This is a genomic window from Gluconobacter sp. Dm-74, from assembly GCF_018256135.1.
In the GTDB taxonomy this organism is placed as follows: Bacteria; Pseudomonadota; Alphaproteobacteria; order Acetobacterales; family Acetobacteraceae; genus Gluconobacter; species Gluconobacter cadivus.
Genome location: NZ_JAERLX010000004.1, coordinates 146,470 through 167,102, shown reverse-complemented (window position 1 = coordinate 167,102; position 20,633 = coordinate 146,470). Strand labels below are relative to the sequence as shown.

Annotated in this window: 20 protein-coding genes; 11 read left to right on the top strand and 9 right to left on the bottom strand. The window is 60.8% G+C overall.

The window, feature by feature from the left end; all coding sequences use genetic code 11:
• Position 1: 1 nt before the first annotated feature.
• Entirely contained in the window at positions 2–457 is a 456-nt protein-coding gene (locus tag JK208_RS08480; RefSeq protein ID WP_194262332.1) for a GatB/YqeY domain-containing protein, read from the bottom strand.
• 247 nt (positions 458–704) lie between these two features.
• Between JK208_RS08480 and carA the strand changes: the two genes are divergently transcribed.
• Together carA and carB are read left to right on the top strand one after the other, a co-directional pair.
• Positions 705–2,099, top strand: coding sequence for a glutamine-hydrolyzing carbamoyl-phosphate synthase small subunit (gene carA, locus JK208_RS08475; protein WP_211575475.1), 1,395 nt, complete (start codon positions 705–707; stop codon positions 2,097–2,099).
• A 3-nt stretch (positions 2,100–2,102) separates the two neighbouring features.
• On the top strand, positions 2,103–5,357 hold the full coding sequence (gene carB, locus JK208_RS08470) for a carbamoyl-phosphate synthase large subunit (protein ID WP_211575472.1): 3,255 nt from the start codon (positions 2,103–2,105) through the stop codon (positions 5,355–5,357).
• A gap of 55 nt (positions 5,358–5,412) precedes the next feature.
• Here carB and JK208_RS08465 read toward each other — a convergent pair whose 3' ends face one another.
• Entirely contained in the window at positions 5,413–5,619 is a 207-nt protein-coding gene (locus tag JK208_RS08465; RefSeq protein ID WP_211575471.1) for a helix-turn-helix transcriptional regulator, read from the bottom strand.
• Positions 5,619–6,140 carry a hypothetical protein gene (locus JK208_RS08460; protein WP_211575470.1) on the bottom strand — a complete coding sequence of 174 codons (522 nt, stop codon included), beginning with the start codon at positions 6,138–6,140 and terminating at the stop codon, positions 5,619–5,621. The genes JK208_RS08465 and JK208_RS08460 overlap by 1 nt, the downstream gene beginning before the upstream one ends.
• 165 nt (positions 6,141–6,305) lie before the next feature.
• Between JK208_RS08460 and greA the strand changes: the two genes are divergently transcribed.
• Positions 6,306–6,779: a transcription elongation factor GreA gene (greA, locus tag JK208_RS08455; protein WP_099286880.1), complete on the top strand. Its 474-nt coding sequence runs from the start codon at positions 6,306–6,308 to the stop codon at positions 6,777–6,779.
• A complete protein-coding gene (locus JK208_RS08450) occupies positions 6,779–8,005 on the top strand; it encodes a threonine ammonia-lyase (protein WP_211575469.1) in 1,227 nt (408 codons plus the stop codon). The genes greA and JK208_RS08450 overlap by 1 nt, the downstream gene beginning before the upstream one ends.
• Positions 8,006–8,008: 3 nt before the next feature.
• Here the strand turns inward: JK208_RS08450 and JK208_RS08445 are convergent, their stop codons facing one another.
• The 3 genes from JK208_RS08445 to msrB form a co-directional block, all read right to left on the bottom strand.
• On the bottom strand, positions 8,009–8,296 hold the full coding sequence (locus JK208_RS08445; RefSeq protein WP_146859768.1) for a DUF1330 domain-containing protein: 288 nt from the start codon (positions 8,294–8,296) through the stop codon (positions 8,009–8,011).
• An 81-nt stretch (positions 8,297–8,377) separates the two neighbouring features.
• Positions 8,378–9,016, bottom strand: coding sequence for a uracil phosphoribosyltransferase (gene upp / locus JK208_RS08440; RefSeq protein ID WP_099286883.1), 639 nt, complete (start codon positions 9,014–9,016; stop codon positions 8,378–8,380).
• Positions 9,013–9,429, bottom strand: a complete 417-nt coding sequence (msrB, locus tag JK208_RS08435; RefSeq protein ID WP_211575468.1) for a peptide-methionine (R)-S-oxide reductase MsrB — start codon at positions 9,427–9,429, stop codon at positions 9,013–9,015. Before msrB ends, upp begins: the two co-directional genes overlap by 4 nt.
• Before the next feature lie 163 nt (positions 9,430–9,592).
• Here msrB and JK208_RS08430 point away from each other — a divergent pair, with 163 nt between their 5' ends.
• The 6 genes from JK208_RS08430 (at position 9,593) to JK208_RS08405 (ending at position 15,963) form a co-directional block, all read left to right on the top strand.
• Positions 9,593–9,784, top strand: coding sequence for a CsbD family protein (locus JK208_RS08430; protein WP_062033238.1), 192 nt, complete (start codon positions 9,593–9,595; stop codon positions 9,782–9,784).
• A gap of 114 nt (positions 9,785–9,898) precedes the next feature.
• Positions 9,899–11,431, top strand: a complete 1,533-nt coding sequence (gpmI, locus tag JK208_RS08425; protein ID WP_211575465.1) for a 2,3-bisphosphoglycerate-independent phosphoglycerate mutase — start codon at positions 9,899–9,901, stop codon at positions 11,429–11,431.
• Positions 11,418–12,698: a murein hydrolase activator EnvC gene (locus JK208_RS08420; RefSeq protein ID WP_211575462.1), complete on the top strand. Its 1,281-nt coding sequence runs from the start codon at positions 11,418–11,420 to the stop codon at positions 12,696–12,698. The genes gpmI and JK208_RS08420 overlap by 14 nt, the downstream gene beginning before the upstream one ends.
• A gap of 128 nt (positions 12,699–12,826) precedes the next feature.
• Positions 12,827–14,284 (top strand): S41 family peptidase, encoded by a 1,458-nt coding sequence (locus JK208_RS08415; RefSeq protein WP_194267952.1) that lies wholly within the window; start codon positions 12,827–12,829, stop codon positions 14,282–14,284.
• Between the two features lie 18 nt (positions 14,285–14,302).
• Positions 14,303–15,454 (top strand): divergent polysaccharide deacetylase family protein, encoded by a 1,152-nt coding sequence (locus JK208_RS08410; RefSeq protein ID WP_211575457.1) that lies wholly within the window; start codon positions 14,303–14,305, stop codon positions 15,452–15,454.
• The gene (locus JK208_RS08405) at positions 15,451–15,963 is read left to right on the top strand and encodes an RNA pyrophosphohydrolase (protein WP_211575454.1); all 513 of its coding nucleotides are present in this window, start codon (positions 15,451–15,453) and stop codon (positions 15,961–15,963) included. The genes JK208_RS08410 and JK208_RS08405 overlap by 4 nt, the downstream gene beginning before the upstream one ends.
• On the opposite strand, the gene JK208_RS08400 is transcribed toward JK208_RS08405, so the two are convergent.
• From JK208_RS08400 to JK208_RS08390, 3 genes are read right to left on the bottom strand one after another with little or no spacing between them, the layout of a single operon-like run.
• Complete coding sequence (locus JK208_RS08400) at positions 15,921–17,675, bottom strand: ABC transporter ATP-binding protein (RefSeq protein ID WP_194267949.1); 1,755 nt, start codon at positions 17,673–17,675, stop codon at positions 15,921–15,923. The two genes, JK208_RS08405 and JK208_RS08400, sit on opposite strands and share 43 nt — an antisense overlap.
• 45 nt (positions 17,676–17,720) lie before the next feature.
• Positions 17,721–18,911: a CCA tRNA nucleotidyltransferase gene (locus tag JK208_RS08395; RefSeq protein WP_211575451.1), complete on the bottom strand. Its 1,191-nt coding sequence runs from the start codon at positions 18,909–18,911 to the stop codon at positions 17,721–17,723.
• The gene (locus JK208_RS08390) at positions 18,908–19,447 is read right to left on the bottom strand and encodes a DUF1285 domain-containing protein (RefSeq protein ID WP_249202047.1); all 540 of its coding nucleotides are present in this window, start codon (positions 19,445–19,447) and stop codon (positions 18,908–18,910) included. The genes JK208_RS08395 and JK208_RS08390 overlap by 4 nt, the downstream gene beginning before the upstream one ends.
• 152 nt (positions 19,448–19,599) lie before the next feature.
• Here JK208_RS08390 and JK208_RS08385 point away from each other — a divergent pair, with 152 nt between their 5' ends.
• Positions 19,600–20,628, top strand: a complete 1,029-nt coding sequence (locus JK208_RS08385) for a MoxR family ATPase (RefSeq protein WP_194262316.1) — start codon at positions 19,600–19,602, stop codon at positions 20,626–20,628.
• Positions 20,629–20,633 lie beyond the last annotated feature (5 nt).

The following is a 20,633-nucleotide window of genomic DNA, read 5'->3' as shown; positions in this document are numbered from 1 at the left end:
ATCAGGCTGAAAGATGCGCCTTCACCAACGCACTGGCCTTCGCCGGGTCCAGATCTGCGCCGAAGCGCTCTTTCAGAGCCGCCATGACCTTGCCCATGTCCTTCATGCCCGTCGCTTCGGTCTTCTGCACCGCTTCGGCAATCCCGGCCTTCAGCGCGGACTCATCAAGTTCCGGCGGCAGGTAGGACTTGATCGTGGCGATCTCGCCCTCTTCCTTTTCCGCCAGTTCCGGACGGCCACCCTCGCGATACATTGTGGCGGATTCCGTGCGGGACTTGATCATGGAACGCAGGGCGGAAATGATGTCCGTATCCGTCACCTCGGCGCTCTTGGCACGGGCCGCGACATCCAGATCCTTGATCTTGGCCGTAATCCCGCGGATCTGCGCCACCGTCTCGGACTGACCGGCCTTCATCGCCGTCTTGAGGTCATCCATGATCTGCTTGCGAAGCGACATCGCCGTTCTCCTTTATCGGACAGCCCGCATGAAGCCGTCCCTCATTCCGTGAATGGCGGCAAAATCGCACAAAAGCCGGATTGCAACAATCCGGCAGGCCCTGTGGCTCCAAAACAAGCCATTCGGAAAAAACTTCCCACCCCTTCCGATGACGCAAAACGGGCAGTGGGAAAAAACTTCCCATTCCGTTTCCGATCCCGTATTCAGAGGCTCCAGAGCCTATCCGGCAGCCAGCAACGGGGCGACCATGGACATCGACAGAATCATTGAAAAAGCCGGAGGCGCGGACGAAATCGCCGCTCTCGCCGGCGTCGGGCTGGAGGCCGTGCGCAAATGGCGCCAGTCCCGCATGGTCCCCACCAAACACTGGCCGGCCCTGCTGCGCGTGCCGGGAATCGCCCTTCAGGATCTGACAGCGGATCTCACCGCACCTCAAACCCCACAAGAACAAGCCCCGCAAGAACAAGAAAGAGAGACGGACGTGTCCAATCCCTGCCCTCCCGGCGCCAACGCCGCCCTTGTCCTTGCAGACGGGACAGTCCTGTGGGGCCGCGGCTTCGGCGCCCATACGGAAGGCGCCGTCGGTGAACTGTGCTTCTCCACCGGCATGACCGGCTACCAGGAAACCCTGACAGACCCGTCCTTCGCCGGACAGATCGTGACCTTCACCTTCCCGCATATCGGCAATGTCGGCACGAACGCCGATGACAACGAGGCCCCGAAAATGGCTGCCCTCGGTGCCGTCGTGAAGGAAGACATCACGGCCCCCGCAAGCTGGCGCTCCAACGAGCCCCTCGCCGCATGGCTGAAGCAGCACAACCGTGCGGGCATCAGCGGCGTCGATACCCGCGCCATCACCCGCACCCTGCGCGACAACGGCCCCCAGACCGCCATTCTCGCCTTCCCGGAAAACGGCCGCATCGACACGGACAGCCTGCTGAACCGCGCCCGCCAGTGGCCCGGCCTCGAAGGCATGGACCTTGCCAAAGACGTCACGCAGCCCAAGCGCGTCTGGACACAGGGTGTGTGGGAAACCACCCGCCCGGCGCGGACCGAAAACCGCCGCCGCGTTGTCGCCATGGATTACGGCGCCAAGGACAACATCCTGCGCTGCCTCGTGACCGCCGGATGTGACGTCACCGTCCTGCCCGCCACGGCCACGGCCGAAGAGATTCTGGAACTCAAGCCCGAAGGCGTGTTCCTCTCCAACGGCCCCGGCGATCCGGCCGCGACCGGCACCTATGCCGTCCCCGCCATCCGCACGGTGCTGGACGCAAAAGTGCCCGTCTTCGGCATCTGCCTCGGCCACCAGCTTCTTGCACAAGCACTGGGCGGCAAGACCTACAAGCTGGAGCGCGGCCATCGCGGCGCCAACCAGCCAGTCAAGGACGTCGAAACCGGCCGCGTGGAAATCACCAGCCAGAACCACGGTTTCGCAGTGGACGAAAAATCCCTGCCCGCCGACGTAAAGGTGACGCATGTGAGCCTGTTCGACGGCTCCAACGAAGGCATCGCGTCCACCACGAAGGACGCCTTCTCCGTCCAGTACCACCCCGAGGCGAGCCCCGGCCCGTCTGACAGTTTCTATCTTTTCGAGCGTTTCGTCGCGGTCATGGACCGTCGCGCTAAAGCAGGAGCCTGAGCCATGCCAAAACGGACAGACATTTCGTCCATCCTGATCATCGGCGCTGGCCCGATCGTCATCGGACAGGCCTGCGAATTCGACTATTCCGGCGCACAGGCCTGCAAGGCCCTGCGTGAGGAAGGCTATCGGGTCATTCTGATCAACTCGAACCCCGCCACCATCATGACTGATCCCGGTCTGGCGGATGCGACTTATATCGAGCCGATCACCCCGGAATTCGTCGAGCGCATCATCCTCAAAGAAAAGCCCGACGCCGTCCTGCCGACGATGGGTGGCCAGACAGCCCTGAACGCCGCCATGGCGCTCGACAAGTCCGGCTTCCTCAAAAAGCACAACGTGGAGTTGATCGGCGCGGACGCGGAAGTCATCGACCGCGCCGAAGATCGCCAGAAGTTCCGCGAAGCCATGGACGAGATCGGGATCGAAAGCCCCCGCAGCACCATCGCCCATACGCTCGAAGAAGCCCGCGCGGCCCTGGCCGATGTCGGCCTGCCCGCCATCATCCGCCCGTCCTTCACCATGGGCGGCGCTGGCGGCGGCATCGCCTATAACCGCGAAGAGTTCGACCAGATCGTCGCAGGTGGCCTCGATGCCTCGCCCACGACCGAAGTCCTGATCGAAGAATCCGTCCTCGGCTGGAAAGAATACGAGATGGAAGTGGTCCGCGACACCGCGGATAACTGCATCATCATCTGCTCCATCGAGAACATCGACCCGATGGGCGTCCATACCGGTGACTCCATCACCGTCGCCCCCGCCCTGACGCTGACCGACAAAGAATACCAGCGGATGCGGGACGCCTCGATCGCGTGCCTGCGCAAGATCGGCGTCGAGACCGGCGGTTCCAACGTGCAGTTCGGCGTCAACCCCGCCGATGGCCGTCTGGTCGTCATCGAGATGAACCCGCGCGTGTCGCGTTCTTCCGCACTTGCCTCGAAGGCCACTGGCTTCCCGATTGCCAAGATCGCCGCCAAGCTGGCTGTGGGCTACACGCTGGACGAACTCAAGAACGACATCACCAAAACGACCCCGGCCTCCTTCGAGCCGACGATCGACTATGTCGTCGCCAAAATCCCCCGCTTCACCTTCGAGAAGTTCCCTGGCTCCCCGGCGCTTCTCTCGACGTCCATGAAGTCGGTCGGTGAAGCCATGTCGGTCGGCCGCTCCTTCGCCGAAGCCATCCAGAAGGGGCTACGCTCGATGGAAACGGGCCTCACCGGCCTTGACCCGGTCGAAGCCCCCGGCGACGGTTCGCACAACGCCTATCTCGCCGCTCTGGCCGAGCCGCGCCCCGAGCGCATCCTGATGGCCGCACAGGCCCTCCGCGCCGGATTGTCGGTCGAACAGGTCAACGCAGCCTGCAAGTTCGAGCCGTGGTTCCTCCGCCAGCTCGAAGACATCGTGGCCTCCGAGCGCGACATCGAAAAGAACGGCCTGCCCACGGACGCCTACAACCTGCGCCGTCTCAAGGCTCAGGGCTTCTCTGACGTCCAGCTCGCCCGCCTCTCCGGCCAGAGCGTCACGGCTGTTGCGGAACTGCGTGAAAAACTGGCTGTCACGCCGGTCTATCGCCGCATCGACACCTGCGCCGCCGAATTCGCCTCCGACACGCCCTATCTGTACTCCACCTATGAAGGTGGGTTCGGTACGCCGGAATGCGAAAGCCGCCCGACGAACCGCGACAAGATCATCATTCTCGGCGGCGGCCCGAACCGTATCGGTCAGGGCATCGAGTTCGACTATTGCTGCGTCCACGCCGCCTACGCCCTGCGCGAAGCCGGTTTCGAGACGGTCATGGTCAACTGCAACCCCGAGACGGTCTCGACCGACTATGACACCTCGGACCGCCTGTATTTCGAGCCCCTGACCGCCGAGGACGTGATCGCCCTGATCCGCACCGAAGCCAAGGGGGGCAAGGTTCTGGGCTGCATCGTGCAGTATGGCGGCCAGACCCCGCTCAAGCTGTCCCGTGCCCTCGAAGACGCTGGCATCCCGCTGCTCGGCACACCCGCGGACGCGATCGACCGCGCCGAAGACCGCGAGCGCTTCCAGACCATGCTGCGCAAGCTCGGCCTGCGCCAGCCCCGCAACGGCATCGCCCGCAGCCCGGCGGAAGCCGAGGCCATCGCGGAAGAGGTCGGCTATCCGGTCGTCGCCCGCCCGTCCTATGTTCTGGGCGGTCGCGCGATGGAAATCGTCTATGACAAGCCGGGCCTCAAGCGCTACCTCAACGAAGTCCTGCGCGCTGCAGGCCCGGAAGTCTCGACCGGCCCCGTCCTGCTCGACCACTACCTCAACGATGCCATCGAAGCGGACGTGGACTGCATCTGCGACGGCGAGAACGTCTATGTCGCAGGCGTGATGGAACACATCGAGGAAGCCGGCATCCACTCCGGTGACTCCGCCTGCTCCCTGCCGCCCTACACCCTCTCCCCGGCACTGGTGACGGAACTGCGCTCGCAGACCGAAGCCATGGCCCGCGAACTGGGCATCCGCGGCCTGATGAACGTCCAGTACGCCATCAAGGATCAGGAAGTCTTCGTTCTCGAAGTGAACCCCCGCGCCTCGCGGACCGTACCGTTCGTTGCCAAGGCAACGGGCGTTCCGGTTGCGAAGATCGGCGCGCGCGTCATGGCGGGTGCGAAGCTCACCGAGTTCAAGCTCGATGGCGGTGCGGTGTCTCCGCATGTCGCGGTTAAGGAAGCAGTGTTCCCGTTCCACCGTTTCGCTAATGCCGACACGATCCTCGGCCCGGAAATGCGGTCTACGGGTGAAGTCATGGGGCTGGATTCCAGCTTCGAGCGCGCCTTTGCCAAGTCCCAGCTTGCCGCTGGCGTGACGCTGCCGCTTGCAGGCACTGTGTTCCTGTCCGTCCGTGACAGCGACAAGGCCCATGTCCAGCCACTGGCCCGCAAACTGGTCGCCATGGGCTTCACGATCCTCGCCACCAGCGGCACGGCGTCCCGTCTGGAAGACGCCAATATTCCCGTAAAGCGCGTGAACAAGGTGATGCAGGGGCGTCCGAACTGCGTGGATTCCATCCGCTCGGGTGACGTGCAGATGGTCATCAACACCTCACAGGGCGGTCAGGCCGCACAGGACAGCTACGAAATCCGTCGCAGCGCCCTGACCATGGGAATCCCGCACTACACCACGATCGCAGGCGCCCGTGCGGCGACCTATGCCATCGCGGTGCTCAAGGAAGACGATCTGGGCGTTGCCCCGCTCCAGTCCTACTTCAAGGGCGCGTTCTGAACCCTTCCTGACCCTGAAAAACCCCGCCGGAGCACTCTGGCGGGGTTTTTCGTTTCTAGTCGCCTGAATATCGAAGAAGATCGCCCGGTTGACAGTCGAGAACCCGGCATAAAGCCTCAAGGGTTGAAAACCGGATCGCCTTTGCTTTGCCTGTCTTAAGAATTGAAAGATTGGCCAGCGTCAGCCCCACTTTCTCCGACAGTTCCGTCAAAGACATCCCCCTCGCCTTCAGCACCTCATCCAGATTGACCTGCACCGGCATCAGATGACCTCATCAATTTCGGACTGAAGCTGAACACCCATCTCGAAAAGTAAGGCGATAAGATAAAGCAGCCCCAGACACAGCGCGAAATCAACAAGGTCCGAAAGAGAGGTAGTCCATGAGAATGGACCGTATGCTGCAGGGTCAAAGAGGCTTGAAAGCATCTCTCCGAAAAAACCAATACAAACAAAACAAAGGATTTTTCTGAAAATATCCCAAATCATCACAGAATTGTTTCGAGAAAAAATCTTCCCACAGAGGACATTATCAATAATGCTGATAGAATTCCTGAGAATATTTTTTAAAATATAGAGTTCAATCACTCCCATTACCAAACTGAATACGTCCTTCCCCTCCTGCGATAAAGAATGGGTCGCCTTGTCCCAGAACACATAGAAGATCGGTGTGAAAACAAGAACAACTGTCAACAGGACCAATTCGCTCCATAACATCACTGATGAGATGCCAGAGAGAAAACGCAGGATCTGACGAACAAAGCGCAAGGTATTCATTTTCTTCATAATGCCTCCTTATCGAAAAACGATAAGCACATACACCTATGATCCAACAAGATTTTTATCGCTTTTCGATAAATAAAAATACGCCATCTTGCAAAAAACTCCCTGAAATCCTATGTTGTCAGGCTGTTTATCAAATTTCAGTCACGCTTTTTCGAGGATTTCAGAGTGCAGAAGATCCCCATGACCGCGAAGGGACAGCAGCGTCTCGAAGACGAACTGCGGACCCTCAAGAGCGTCGACCGTCCGGCCGTCATCCGCGCTATCGCAGAAGCCCGCGAACATGGGGACCTGTCCGAAAACGCCGAATACCACGCCGCCCGTGACCGTCAGTCCTTCATCGAAGGCCGTGTTCTGGAGCTGGAAAGCATCATTTCCAACGCAGAAGTTATCGATCCTTCGACCCTGACCGGAACGCGTGTCCGCTTTGGCGCACACATCGAACTGGTTGACGAAGAAACCGACAAGGAAGCCCTGTACCAGATCGTCGGCGTCCATGAGGCTGACATCAAGCAGGGCCTGATTTCGATTTCCTCACCGCTGGCCAAGGCGCTGATCGGCAAGGATGTCGGTGATACCGTGTCGGTCCCCGCTCCCGGCGGAGACCGGACTTATGAAATCCTCAAGGTCGCATATCGCTAATGTCTGACGTCCTGACGTCCACCGCCCCTGTTGTGACCATTGCGGATATCGAAAGCGCCCATGAGCGCATCGCATCCACGGTGGTCCGCACGCCGACGATTTCCTGTCCTGCCCTGTCCAAACTGACAGGCGCGGAGATTACGCTCAAGCTCGAGAACCTTCAGGCGATCGGCTCCTTCAAGGAGCGCGGAGCGGCCAACAAAATGGCCCTCCTGACGCCGGAAGAGCGGTCCCGTGGCGTGATTACCGTCTCGGCAGGCAATCACGCTCAGGGTGTGGCCCGTCAGGCCAGTCTTCTCGGCATTGATGCCACCATCGTCATGCCGCGCTTCACGCCCGCCACCAAGGTCGCGGCAACGCAGGCTTGGGGCGCGAACGTGGTGCTCGCAGGCGACGATTTCGCGCAGGCCAGTGAAACTGCCGCCGAGCTTCAGAAGCAGGACGGACGCGTTCTCGTCCATCCGTTCAATGATCCGGCCGTTATCGCCGGTCAGGGCACGGCTGCACTTGAGCTTCTGCAGGACGCACCGGACATCGACACGGTCGTCGTGCCGGTCGGTGGCGGTGGACTGATTGGTGGATTTGCTACCGTCATGTCGGCCCTGCGCCCGGACGTTGAGGTGATCGGCGTACAGGTTGAAGCCTATGCCTCACTGTCCAGCTATCCCAAGGAAGACGGCCCGACACTGGGCGGATCGACCATTGCGGAAGGCATCGCCGTTACCAGACTCGGCGATCACTGCCTGAGCGCGTTTCGTAACCGGATTTCCAAAGTTCTCGTTGTCAGCGAGCTTCAGGTCGAGAGCGCCGTCACGACACTGGCCGAAAAAGCCAAGCAGGTGTGCGAAGGTGCGGGCGCAACGGGCCTTGCCGCCGTCCTCGCCTATCCTGAATTATTCAAAGGACGCCGCGTCGCCCTGCCGCTTTCGGGCGGCAACATCAACGCGCGCATTCTCGCCAATACGATCCTGCGCTCCCTGCTCCGGGATGGACGGATCCTGCGGCTGATCTTCCAGATCCCCGATCGTCCGGGCATGCTGGCAGATATCTCCACCCGCATCGGCAATTACGGCGGAAACATCATCGAAGTTTCCCATCACCGCCTGTTCGCCTCCCCGTCTGTTCAGACCGCAGAACTGCTGGTGATGGTGGAAGCCCGCGATACCGAACATGCCCACCAGATCGAGACCGATCTGGCGCGGCATTACATCGTCCGGCGGGACTGATCCTTAGACCCCGTCCACGATCACGACATTATACGGCCCGGCCTTCCAGCGATGCTCCGCAGCCTTCTGGTAGGCCGGGCTTTCGTACCAGGCGCGGGCCGAGGCAGCATCCGGGAACTCGATAATCACCACACCATCAGGCTCGGTGCCTTCGAGTTTTTCCTGCTTGCCGTAGGCCGCAAGGATTTTGGCCGGAAACCCTTTGAAGGTTTCAGCCACAACTTCCGAATATTTTTTGAATTCAGCCGGATCGGCCAGTTTTTCACGAATGAACAGGGCATAGGCAGGCATGGAACGCTCTCCTCAGGATGAACCTCCATACCCGCCACAAAACGCCTGACATTTCAGCACACAAGACCGTGTGCCCGTGCTTTAGCGCGTCCCGAACAGACGGTCGCCCGCATCTCCAAGGCCCGGAACGATATAGCCATGCTCATCCAGATGGCTGTCAATCGAACAGGTCACGATCTGCACGTCAGGGTGCAGTTCTGCCATATGGGCAATACCCTCCGGAACAGCCAGCAGGCAGGCGAAAATCGGGTTCGTCGCCCCGGCTGCCTTCACGCGGGTCAGCGCAGCCGCAGCCGAGTGGCCTGTCGCAAGCATCGGGTCCAGAACGATGCAGGTGCGGCCCGGAACGTCGCTCGGCATATTGAAGTAGTATTCACTCACTTCCAGCGTCTCATGATCCCGGCGCAGACCGATATGCCCCACGCGCGCGGAAGGCACCAGATCCAGCATCCCGTCCAGAAGGCCGTTGCCAGCCCGCAGGATGGAAACGAAACACAGCTTCTTGCCGTCCAGTTCCTCACCTTCCATCGGCCCGCTCGGCGCTTCGATATGACGCGGCGCCAGCGAAAGGTTTCGCGTGGCTTCATAGGCCAGCAGCAGGCTGAGTTCACGCGTCAGCCGACGGAAACCCGCCGTGGATGTGTTGTGGTCACGCAGACGGGTCAGCTTGTGGCGCACCAGCGGATGGTCGAGGACGATAGGCGGCAGCGCCTTGCTCATGCTTTTTCTCCTTCGGCCGGGCGAAAATCGAGCGCCAGACCATTCATACAATAACGCAGCCCCGTGGGCGGCGGCCCATCGGGAAAGACATGCCCCAGATGACCCTTGCAGTTCGCACAGTGAACTTCCGTGCGGACCATGCCATAGCGGCTGTCCTGCGTGGTCTCGACGCCCCCAGCCAGAGGCTGAAAGAATGACGGCCAGCCACTGCCGCTGTCATATTTAGCCTCCGAGGAGAACAGCGGGCGCCCACAGGCCGCACAGGCATAGGTTCCCGCACGTTTTTCATCATTGAGCGGGCTGGAACCGGGACGTTCCGTGCCATGCTCGTGCAGGATGCGCCGCTGCTCCGGTGTCAGGCCGACGCCGCAACCACTGCCGTTCTGCCCGGTCGGGCCGCAACTCTGGGTCATGCTGGTTCTCCGGAAACTCTAAGGGACGTCTTCTGGGAATGGATCTTTGGGGATGTATGAAAGCGCGGCCGTATTTTGTCACGCATCTTAAACTGTCAGAACGCAACCTGGCACGATGAAACCCGTTAATATCTGCACAACATCAAGACGGAAGGATCCGGTCATGAGTTCCATCGAAGACAAGATCAAAGGCGTTGCCAATCAGGTGACGGGCAAGATCAAGGAAGAAGTCGGCCACGTGACGAACGATGAGAAGCTTGAGGCTGAGGGCATCGCCCAAAACCTCAAGGGAAAGGTCCAGAAGGGCGTGGGGGACGCCAAGGATACTGTCAAAAGCGGTATCGACAAACTCTGAGCCCTGCCTCCGATCACAATGCAGCGCCCGCCTTCATGGCGGGCGTTCGCATTTGCGGGGAATGGTGGCATGATGGACGGCAGTTCCCTCCTTCTTTCCCTTCAGGAGACTGTCATGTCTGCATCCTCAACGCCCCGCCCCGTTATGCTGGTCATTCTCGACGGCTTCGGCTGGCGTGAAGATGACTCCGACAACGCAGTCCGCCTCGCCAATACCCCGACATTCGACACGCTCTGGGCCACCAGTCCACATGCGTTTCTAAAAACATCCGGCGAGGATGTGGGCCTTCCGGACGGCCAGATGGGCAATTCCGAAGTCGGGCATCTGAATATCGGCGCAGGCCGCGTCGTCATGCAGGAACTGCCCCGCATTTCCCGCAGCGCCCGGGATGGCTCTCTGGCCCAGAACCCCGTCCTTCTGAACCATATTGCGGCGCTGAAAGCCTCGGGTGGAACCTGCCACCTCATGGGCCTGATTTCGCCCGGCGGCGTGCATGCCCATCAGGATCATGTCGTTGCACTGGCCAAAATCGTCAGCGAAGCAGGCGTTCCCGTCGCTGTTCATATCTTCAGCGATGGTCGTGATACCGCGCCGCGTTCAGGCGAGCAGTTCATCGGCAAATTCCTGACGGACCTGCCAGGCAGCGTAAAAGTCGCCACACTCAGCGGCCGCTATTACGCCATGGACCGCGATCGCCGCTGGGAACGTGTCGGGCTAGCCGTCTCGGCCATTCGCGATGCGGAGGGGCCTCACGCTCCGGATGCGCTCTCCGCTCTTCAGGCCAGTTACGACCGCGACAAGGGCGATGAATTCGTTCTTCCCACCGTTCTGGGCGATTACGCCGGAATGAAGGACGGAGACGGCATCCTCTCCTGCAATTTCCGCGCAGACCGCATCCGCCAGCTTCTGGACGTTCTGGTTCTGCCGGACTTTGCGGAATATGAGAGCGGGCGGAAAATAAAGTTCGCCTCCGTCTGCGGCATGTCCCGATACTCCGACCATCTCGCCCCCTACATGAGTGTGCTGTTCTCCAAGGTACCGCTCGACGATCTACTGGGAGATGTGGTGGCCAAAGCGGGCAAAACGCAACTCCGCATGGCGGAGACGGAAAAATATCCGCACGTCACCTACTTCCTCAACGGTGGCCGCGAAGTCCAGTTCGAGGGTGAGGAGCGCATTCTGGTCCCGTCCCCCAAAGTCGCGACCTACGATCTTCAGCCCGAAATGTCCGCACCCGAACTGACGGACAAGGCCGTTGCCGCCATCGAGAGCGGTAAATTTGACATGATCGTCCTGAATTTCGCCAATCCGGACATGGTCGGTCACACAGGCTCCCTGCCCGCCGCCATCAAGGCCTGCGAAACGGTCGATCAGGGGCTGGGCCGTATCAATGACGCCATTGTCAAAGCAGGCGGGGCCCTGCTCGTAACAGCGGATCACGGCAACTGCGAAACCATGCGAGACCCCGTAACGGGCGGTGCCCATACGTCCCACACCCTGAATGTCGTGCCGGTCATTCTCGCCCACGCAGACGGCAAAACCATTCATGACGGCCGTCTGGCGGATCTCGCCCCGACAATGCTGGCTCTCATGAATATCAGGCAGCCTGACGCAATGACGGGTGTCTCCCTGCTTGAAAGCCCCTGATCCACGACACATTCTGCCGCTTGCCTTGCTCCTGTCGCCCCACTGGGCGACAGCGCATCATGCGTCACACCACCATCCTGCCAAATCAACGGCGACAGCGCCGAGCGCGGGGCAGAAAGCCCTCGCCCGCGCACAGGCCGCACGCCGCGCACTGGAACAGCAACAGGCCGCAGAAGCCGCAACCCTGCGCGCCAAACAGATCGCGTCGGCGCAGGCCGAGGCAAAAGCCCGGCAGGATACAGCCCGGACACTCGCTTATACCGCCCAGACCCATACGGCACAGTCCGCCATGGACAGCACCCAGAGTCGCATCCAGACTCTACAGGCCAACATCTCAGAACTAAAAAACAAACGGACAGCCATTCAGGCCGACATCCGGCAACAGAATGCCGCCCTGCAACCCCTGCTCCCCATCGCAGCGCGCCTGTCCATCGCGCCTGACGCAGCATTGCTGGCATCTCCGGAAACAGCGTCCGAAAGCGTCACCGCCCTGTCCATTCTCGGTGGGTTTTCCCAGCTCACCCGACAGCGCGCCCAGACCCTTCAGTCCCGCGAAGACGAACTCCATGCCATCGGCAGCGATCTGGAACAGCACCAGAAAAAATTATCGGACCTGCTGACGCAACAGACGCATGAACGCAACACCGCCGCGGCCCGGACTCGAATTGCCGCGCATCAGGAAGCCGTCGCAGATCAGGGCGCGCAAAAAGCCCGCAAAGCCGTCGCCGACGCCATGCAGGCCGCAGCGGAACTTTCTTCGGAAATCGCCAGTCTGGTACGACAGGAAGCACAGGCCCGCGCCGAGCTCGAAAAAGAAGCCGCGGCCCTCGCCCGCCAGCACGAATTCGAGCGCGCCCGCCATGCGCGCTCTCAGGCCCAATCACTCTCTTCCGCCGGACAGGGTGTTTCCAGCACCGGCGGCCACGCCCCGGTTCCGGGCCATGTTGCGATCCGCTGGGGGCAGGCAACAGAAGCCGGACCGGCCACCGGTATTACCTATGCCGCCCTCTCTTCTGCCCCCGTACAGGCTCCCTGTACGGGCCGAGTCGAATTTGCCGGTCCTTTCCGCTCTTTTGGGCAAATGCTGATCCTCGATTGCGGACGCAACTATCGTTTCGTGTTATCGGGGCTCGGCCAACTCACTGTTTCGGGTGGCCAAAGCATCAGGAAAGCTGCCACACTCGGCCAGATGCCTGCGGCGGAAGGAATGCTTTTTGTCCAGCTCCGCCATGGCGCACAGGTGGTCAGCCCGGCTCCTTTCCTCTGACCCGGTTTGCCGAGCGCGTCTGACCTTGTAGGATCGTATCTTAGTAATTTGGCAACCTGAACCGGCCTAGTCTCCCTGCGGAGCACCGTCGGCCAGCAGGTTCCTTCGTGCCCGAGGATGGAGATCACATGAAGTTTCGCAGTGGCCTGTTGCTGGGCACCGCCTTTCTGGCCGGACTGGCTGTCGGACCGGGCGCCCTGCGTCTTGCTGGCTCCAGCGACTTTCCGGGCGCAGCCTTCGCCCGTGAGATTTCTCATGACAACAGCGCGGAAACCGTTCGTCTGCTGACTCTGCTGGGAACGGTCATGGACGTGGTGAAGGCGGAATATGTCCACCCCGTGTCCGACAAGGACCTCATCAACAACGCGCTGGATGGCATGGTCGGCAACCTCGACCCCCATTCCTCCTATATGACCGCAGCCCAGTTCCACGACATGCAGACCGAGATTTCGGGCAAGTTCGGCGGTCTGGGTCTTCAGGTTCAGGGTGAATCCGGCCATGTCCGTGTCGTCTCCCCGATCGACGGCACTCCGGCCGCACGTGCGGGCATCCAGCCGGGCGATTTCATCACGATGGTCGACCACAAAAGCATTGATGACCTGACGCTCGATCAGGCCGTCCGCAAGATGCGCGGCGATCCAGGTACCAAAATCAGCCTGACAGTCGTTCGCCCCAAGACCGGCAAAACCCTGACCTTCGACATGACGCGCGAAATCGTCCATGTCCAGATCGTAAAATCTGCTCTCTACGGCAGCACGGGCTATATCCGTCTGACCGAATTCGATGACGATCTCGAAGGCGCCATGCATGCCGCGTTCGACAAGCTCAAGGCAGAAGCGGCCAAGACCCCCGGCGGCAAGCTGACCGGGATCATCCTCGATCTGCGTTCCAACCCGGGCGGCAAACTCGATCAGGCCATCGCGGTCGCGGACGATTTCATCAAGGACGGAGAAATCGTCTCCATCCGTGGCCGCCATGCGGAAAACAACCAGCGCTGGGACGCGAAGGGTACGGACATCACCAATGGCCTTCCGATCGTCGTTCTGACGAATGGTGGTTCCGCTTCGGCCAGTGAAATCGTGGCTGGTGCGCTGAAGGACCATCACCGCGCCATCATCCTCGGCGAAAAAACTTTCGGTAAGGGTTCGGTCCAGACCCTGATCCCGATCGGAGATCAGGGTGCAGTCCGCCTGACGACAGCCCGCTACTACACGCCGTCCGGCCGCTCCATTCAGGGCCTTGGCATCACCCCCGATATCCCCGTCTCCGAAACAAAGGACGACGATTCTTACGGATATCGTGAAGCGGATCTATCCCATATTCTGACGAATATCGGCGGCAACCGGACAACCGAAACGCCACGCACAGATATTCCGCCGATTGCGAAATCCATTCCCAAAATGCCGGATGCCAACTGGCCCGCATTTGACGCGACGAAGCCCGCGACAGATTTCCAGCTTCAGCAAGCCATCAAGGTCGTCAACGCGATGGCAGGCATTTCAAATCCTGCTCCTGCGACAGCACCGGCAACCGAAGTCAAAGCTGCCGCTCCTGCTGCCCCCAAACCGCCTGAAGCACATCACTAACTAAGGACATCCCGGATCGTGCAGAACCGTCCCGCCTCCAGCCGCGCAGGGCTCTGGCAACGACTTCCCGTTATCGGACGCCTTCTGATCGCGTTCTGGGCCGTCCTTCTGGCAGGAGGAGCCGGAGCGGCAGCGTTTCTGTTTCATCAGCAGAAACCTGTCGTTCTGGCAAAAACTACCCCCCCGGCACGACCGGAAGCTCCGCCTGCACAGAACGCTTCCTCAATCGTCTCCACACCGGTGCCGAAAGAGGCAGTCCGTTCTGTCAGTCCATCTGAGGTGCAGCAACCTGCAATGCCGGTTGCGGCACCGACAGTCATTCCCGCCAAAGCCGTTCCGCCCACACTGGCAGCCCCCTCAACCGCAGTGACGCAACAACCTCTGCCGTCGCCTGCCGCCGCCAGTCCAGCAGCCGTCGTCAGACCGCCTCCACCCGCAGTTCCGGCGGACAAAACCGCCATTGCAATCGTGCTTCAGGGTTTCGGTTATTCCGACGCGCTGACCTACGACGTTCTTTCGCGCATTCCAGCCCCAGTTGCGGTCGGGATTTCGCCTTATGTGAGCAATATCGGCGACATTATTGCCCGCGCCCATGCCAGCCATCGTGAAGTCTATGTCACGCTTCCGATGCAGAGCGCACACCCCGAACGCGTCGATGAAGGCCCGCATGCACTCGGATACGGCAACTCCGCCGCCGATGACCAGCGAGAACTGGAATGGTGCCTGTCCAGAGCCACAGGCGCAGAAGGCCTGACGGACGCTTCTGAAAACGGAGACGATCAGCCGGGTGGCGGATATGCGACCTCGCCGGATTTTGCTCCGATTGCCAGTTTCATCAGCAGTAAAGGGCTTTTTTATCTGGCTGGCTCTGCACAGGATGGTCGCCGTACACGCGGCATGACCGCGACGGCCTGGATTGATGGCGACACGGACGCGGCCACTCTGGACAGCCGTCTTGCCGCTCTACTGCCCCAGGACGGAAAGCCCACGAAAATTCTGCTTATGGTCGGTCCTGTCACCCCCGTCATGATCGACCGTCTTGCAAACTGGCTCAAAGGCCCGGCCGCAGCCAGCTTTGTTCTGGTGCCGCCGTCCAGTTTCGTCGATAGCGGCATTGCAAACGATCAGGCCGCCAATCTGCTGTCTTCCAGCCCGCTTGCCCCTTTATGAGCGATTGCATGACCCTGCCCTATCGTCCGAATGTCGGAATTGCGCTCTTTAATCGGGAGGGCAAGCTGTTCATCGCCTGCCGGACAGATCTTCCGGGGCGTGTCTGGCAGTGCCCGCAAGGTGGGATCGATGAGGGCGAGACGCCCGAAACAGCCGCCATAAGAGAGATGGGCGAAGAAATCGGCACAAGCAACGCCCGCATTCTTGCCGAGCGTGAGGGATGGCTGTCCTATGATCTGCCATCTGCCCTGATCGGCAAAGCTCTGGGAGGCCGCTTCCGGGGACAGACCCAGAAGTGGTTCGTGATGGGATATGAAGGACAAGACTCCGATATTCGGCTGGACCTTCATGCGCCAGCAGAATTCGACTGCTGGGAATGGGTTGAGCCGAATGATGTTCTGGAACGCGATCTGGGCTTCAAGAAAGACCTGTATGCCGCTTTAATTCCAGAACTGACGGCCCTGTTTCAGGCCGCCGCCAAAGACTGGGTTCGTACCAGCCGCGCATAAAGACCGTCCTGTCTGAGAAGTTCCGCATGCGTGCCCGCTTCGACGACGGCACCATGATCCATAACGACGATGAGATCCGCCGCCTGAACCGTTGAAAGCCGGTGCGCCACGATCACGGTCGTGCGGCCCGAACGCAGATTGGCCAAGGCTTTCTGAACCCGCGCTTCACTTTCAGAATCCAGCGCGCTCGTTGCTTCATCAAGAAGCAGCACCCGCGGGTTGCGCAGAAGAGCACGGGCCAGTGCCACACGCTGACGCTGGCCGCCCGACAGTCGACGTCCGCCCGGCCCCACCCGCGTTTCCAGTCCTGCTGGCAGATTATCGAGAAAATCGACTGCCGCCATGGCGCATGCCTTTTCGACCTCATCCCGCGACGCTGACGGTCGCCCGATCCAGATATTCTCGATCAGAGACATGTCGAACAGGGTTGTGTCCTGGCTGACATAGGCGATGGCATCACGAAGGGATGAGAGCGTCAGATCGCGCAGATCCACGCCTTCCAGTTGAATGCTCCCTTCACTCACATCATGCAGACGCGGGATCAGGGACAGAGCCGTGGATTTTCCGGCCCCGCTGGGACCGACAAGCGCCACGGTTTTTCCGGGCTGCACATCGAACGTCAGGCCGCGCAACGCAACCCGGCCGTCTTCATAACGATAACCGGCCTGCTCAAACACCAAGTGTCCCTTGCCTGCTGGAAGGGGCTTTGCACCCGCCCGCTCCATCACAGCAGGGGGTTCGTCAATCACTGCGAAAACACGCGACAATCCGGCCAGCCCTTCCTGAAGAGCCGTGTTGAGCGAGCCCAGCGCGCGGATGGGGCGGGATGCGGTGAGAAGGGCTGCGATGAACGCAGTAAAATCTCCGAGCGTTGCGCCGCCCTGAGCAGCCCGCCAGCCCGCGAACCCCAGCACGGCAGCCACGGCTGCACCACCCAGAACCTCAAGCACCGGATCGACGCGGGCACGGCCTTTTGCAATGCGCAGAAATGCCGAATGGAGCAGATCGAGGGAGTGATCGACCCGCGTGCTTTCCCGGTCTTCCATACGGTAGATACGGATCTGCCGGGCCAGAGCGAAACTTTCGTTCAGCAGGGCCGACGTTTCGCCAATCTGCTCCTGCATACCGCCCGAGGCGCGGCGTACCTTTTTGCCCAACTTCTGGATGGGGACAGCCGCCACCGGATACAGTACGAGCGCGATCAGGCTCAGTTCCCAGTCCGTCACGATCATGGAAATCACCAGCCCCACCACCGTCACGGCGTCTCCGAGCGCGTTGACCACGCGGATCATGGCCTCGCGGATCGAAATGGCGTCGGTCGTGAAGCGGGCGGCCCATTTGGCGGGCGCGTCCTTTTCAATCGTCGAGACATCTGCCTGAAGCGAATGCGCGAACATGCGGGACTGCAACCCGCGAATCACCGCCAGAACAAGCCCTTGCACGGCAATTGTCTGCCCATACTGGGACGCGGCCTTGAGTCCGGTCACAAGCACGACAAGAGCCGGGACCTGATACAGGATCCGGGAATCATGCGCCGCAAACATGTCCACGGCCCGCTTGATGACGGCGGGATAAAGCGCGGTCAGCGCGGCCATCAGAACGGTCAGAACAACGACGGAAATGATCCGTCCCACATGCTGGCGCATTTCCTCGCGCCAGATGCGTTTCATCAGGACGCGGCTGTCCGTATCAAGGGCTGTGGTTTTCGTCATGTCCGGGGGTGTAGCAAACCTTGCGAAAAGGACGAAACCGCCATCTCACGGATGCGCGACAAGATAGGCCAGACACTGCGCCTGATCCGGCAGACATCCCTGCGCCATCCACCAGTCCCGGCCTTTTTTTAACCACTGCCCCATGCCCGGTCCCGGCAGAATGCCGTGAGCAAGGGCATCCTTGCCCGATAACGGGAAATGCGGCTGTGGCAGCGCCTGCAATCTGGAGCGAAAAACGTCCCAAATTCTGTCAGGTCCGCCCGTAAGACGGGCCTGTTGCAGCCAGCTCCGTTCCACAAGCGGGTCCAGATCCTGCTCCGCGCGCAGTCGTCTCAAGTCATCGTCAGACATGCCCGGAGACAAGGCCGGTCTGTCTGAGGCCCAGACGTCAATTCTTGCCGCATCCGCATTGGAAAGTTTCAGTCGTCCGGGCAACGCCCGGCTGCTCTCGTGGCAGAGAGCAAATAACCTGAGCAGGGGGTCTGCCGGAACACCGCAATTCAGCAAACGGTTCAAATCGGCCGGGTCCGGGTTCGGCAGGATCACCGGCAAGAGTCCAACTGCCGCCATTGCTGCGATTGTTTCCGCAAGGCGCGGACCCGACAGTATTCTCAAAAGTTCAGACGCGACCCTTTCGGCAGAAAGCGTCCCAATCAGTCCGAGTTGCTCTGACACGGCTTTACAGGCAGCGCGGTCAGGATTGCCGTTTCCATAACGCGCGTCGAACCGGAAAAAACGCAGTGCTCTCAAGGCGTCTTCTGCAATCCGACGCGATGCGTCCCCGACAAAACGGACCTGACGGCTTTTCAGATCCTCCTGTCCTCCGAAATAGTCATGGAGACGATCATGACGATCCAGCGACATGGCATTTATCGTGAAATCGCGCCGGGCTGCGTCTTCCGCCCAGTCCTGCGTCCAGACCACAATCGCATGACGTCCATCCGTTTCTTCATCCCGGCGCAGGGTCGTGATCTCATACGGAACACCATCCAGCACCGCTGTTACCGTTCCATGAGACAAGCCGGTCGGGATCACACGAATTCCCGCACCTTCCAGCCGACGCTGAACGTCCTCGGGAGGCTCCGGAGTCGCAAGGTCCAGATCATGGACAGAAACGCCTGCGAGCAAATCACGAACGGAACCGCCAACAAGACGGGCCTCAGGCAGGACACTCCAGATCCGGTCCAGACCTTTCCGATCCGGCAGCCGCTCCAGCAGACCAGAGCTCTGTGTCATGCAGGCCGCGAAAGCGGGAAAAAGCAGTCCTGACTCCAGACACCGAGACAGGGCTTTCCCTTCACATGACCGGGAACGGCGAGAGCCGCGAGTTCATAATGGACCGCGCGCGTCACCCGAGCCTGGATTGGAAAGGCGCCTTCGCCATCCCGCACATGGATATAAGGTACACCTGCACACTCTTCCGAAGGCCGGTCCCAGTCGCACGACAGCGGATGTTCAGGGCCAATGCAGATCAGTTCGTCCATATTGGTTCGGAAACACAGGTTCTGCTGGCGACCGCAGGTTCCGCGAAAATCCAGTTCGACCGCCACGAACGGGGCGTCCTCGACCTGAATGATCCCCTGTTCCATCGGCGTTTTCAGCCAGTAGATACCTTCAGGATCGCGGGTCAGCATGGACGAAAACATGCACAGCATGGCTTTGCGCTTTACCGCAGAGCCACGATACAGCCACGTCCCGTCGCGCTGGATCAGAAAGGGCAGCTTTCGAGGCCCCGTGGACGAGCAGTCGGGAAAAGAGGACGGTGCCACCAGCGGATCTGGAGCCGCGAAGACGTCAGGCCGGGCCGCCTGCCGGAACTGATGATCGCTCAATTTTCCCTCCAACTGCATAAAAACTCTCTTCTCACACCAACTTGGGTGCAATCGAGCCTTGATGAAACCCCCACACCTGTCAGACTGGCACTATGAGCGAGCAGCAATATTCTTCCGGCGTCTCCGCCGGCACCCTGCGGGGCGAGGCGGACGTGGCTGAAGCCGATCGTCTGGCTCCGGTTCTCCATCATGTCCGTCAGGCCATCGGCAGTATTGTTCTGGGCCAGGACAGCGTCATCGAACAGGTTCTTGTCACGATCCTGTCTGGTGGTCACGCACTTCTGATGGGCGCGCCCGGTCTGGGCAAGACCCTGCTGGTCAACACGGCGTCACAGGTTCTGGGTCTGGAGGCCACGCGCATCCAGTTCACGCCCGACCTGATGCCGTCGGACATCACAGGCGCCGAAATTCTCGATCAGGATGCTGATGGACGACGCGCCTTCCGCTTCCTGCCCGGCCCGATCTTCGGCCAGCTTGTGCTTGCCGACGAAATCAACCGCGCCAGCCCCCGCACCCAGTCCGCCCTGTTGCAGGCCATGGCGGAACGTCGGGTCACGCAGGGGGGCAAGGACTATGCCCTGCCGCGCCCGTTCCATGTTCTCGCGACCCAGAATCCGATCGAGCAGGAAGGCACCTACCCCCTGCCCGAAGCCCAGCTCGACCGGTTCATGCTCCAGATCAGCCTCGGCTTTCCGAACCGGGACGCGGAACGGCAGATGCTGCTTCAGACGACAGGCGCCACGACGCCGACGGTTTCGGCCCTGATGAATGCGGAAAGTCTTCTCGCAGCCCAGAACCTCGTCCGGCGTCTGCCGGTTGGCGACCAGATCGTGGATGCCATCCTGAGCCTGACGCGTTCGCTGCGCCCGGAAGATCCGTCCGCTGCGCCGGAAGTCCGGGAGGCCGTGTCATTCGGACCCGGCCCTCGTGCGGCTCAGGCGCTGATGATCGCCACCCGTGCGCGTGCGCTGCTGGATGGCCGTCTGGCGCCGAGCCTTGATGACGTTGTCGCCCTTGCAAGCCCGGTCCTGTCCCATCGTATCGGGCTGGGCTTTGGCGCCCGTGCCGCCGGAACGGACAGCGAAGCCCTGATCCGCAAGCAGGCTCAGGCTCTCCTCTGATCGCC

Bases quoted from the DNA above. Each gene is read 5' to 3' on its own strand.
- JK208_RS08480 (WP_194262332.1), bottom strand. From the start codon at position 457: ATGTCGCTTCGCAAGCAGATCATGGATGACCTCAAGACGGCGATGAAG.
- carA (WP_211575475.1), top strand. From the start codon at position 705: ATGGACATCGACAGAATCATTGAAAAAGCCGGAGGCGCGGACGAAATC.
- carB (WP_211575472.1), top strand. From the start codon at position 2,103: ATGCCAAAACGGACAGACATTTCGTCCATCCTGATCATCGGCGCTGGC.
- JK208_RS08465 (WP_211575471.1), bottom strand. From the start codon at position 5,619: ATGCCGGTGCAGGTCAATCTGGATGAGGTGCTGAAGGCGAGGGGGATG.
- JK208_RS08460 (WP_211575470.1), bottom strand. From the start codon at position 6,140: ATGAAGAAAATGAATACCTTGCGCTTTGTTCGTCAGATCCTGCGTTTT.
- JK208_RS08450 (WP_211575469.1), top strand. From the start codon at position 6,779: ATGTCTGACGTCCTGACGTCCACCGCCCCTGTTGTGACCATTGCGGAT.
- JK208_RS08445 (WP_146859768.1), bottom strand. From the start codon at position 8,296: ATGCCTGCCTATGCCCTGTTCATTCGTGAAAAACTGGCCGATCCGGCT.
- upp (WP_099286883.1), bottom strand. From the start codon at position 9,016: ATGAGCAAGGCGCTGCCGCCTATCGTCCTCGACCATCCGCTGGTGCGC.
- msrB (WP_211575468.1), bottom strand. From the start codon at position 9,429: ATGACCCAGAGTTGCGGCCCGACCGGGCAGAACGGCAGTGGTTGCGGC.
- JK208_RS08430 (WP_062033238.1), top strand. From the start codon at position 9,593: ATGAGTTCCATCGAAGACAAGATCAAAGGCGTTGCCAATCAGGTGACG.
- gpmI (WP_211575465.1), top strand. From the start codon at position 9,899: ATGTCTGCATCCTCAACGCCCCGCCCCGTTATGCTGGTCATTCTCGAC.
- JK208_RS08415 (WP_194267952.1), top strand. From the start codon at position 12,827: ATGAAGTTTCGCAGTGGCCTGTTGCTGGGCACCGCCTTTCTGGCCGGA.
- JK208_RS08405 (WP_211575454.1), top strand. From the start codon at position 15,451: ATGAGCGATTGCATGACCCTGCCCTATCGTCCGAATGTCGGAATTGCG.
- JK208_RS08400 (WP_194267949.1), bottom strand. From the start codon at position 17,675: ATGACGAAAACCACAGCCCTTGATACGGACAGCCGCGTCCTGATGAAA.
- JK208_RS08395 (WP_211575451.1), bottom strand. From the start codon at position 18,911: ATGACACAGAGCTCTGGTCTGCTGGAGCGGCTGCCGGATCGGAAAGGT.
- JK208_RS08385 (WP_194262316.1), top strand. From the start codon at position 19,600: ATGAGCGAGCAGCAATATTCTTCCGGCGTCTCCGCCGGCACCCTGCGG.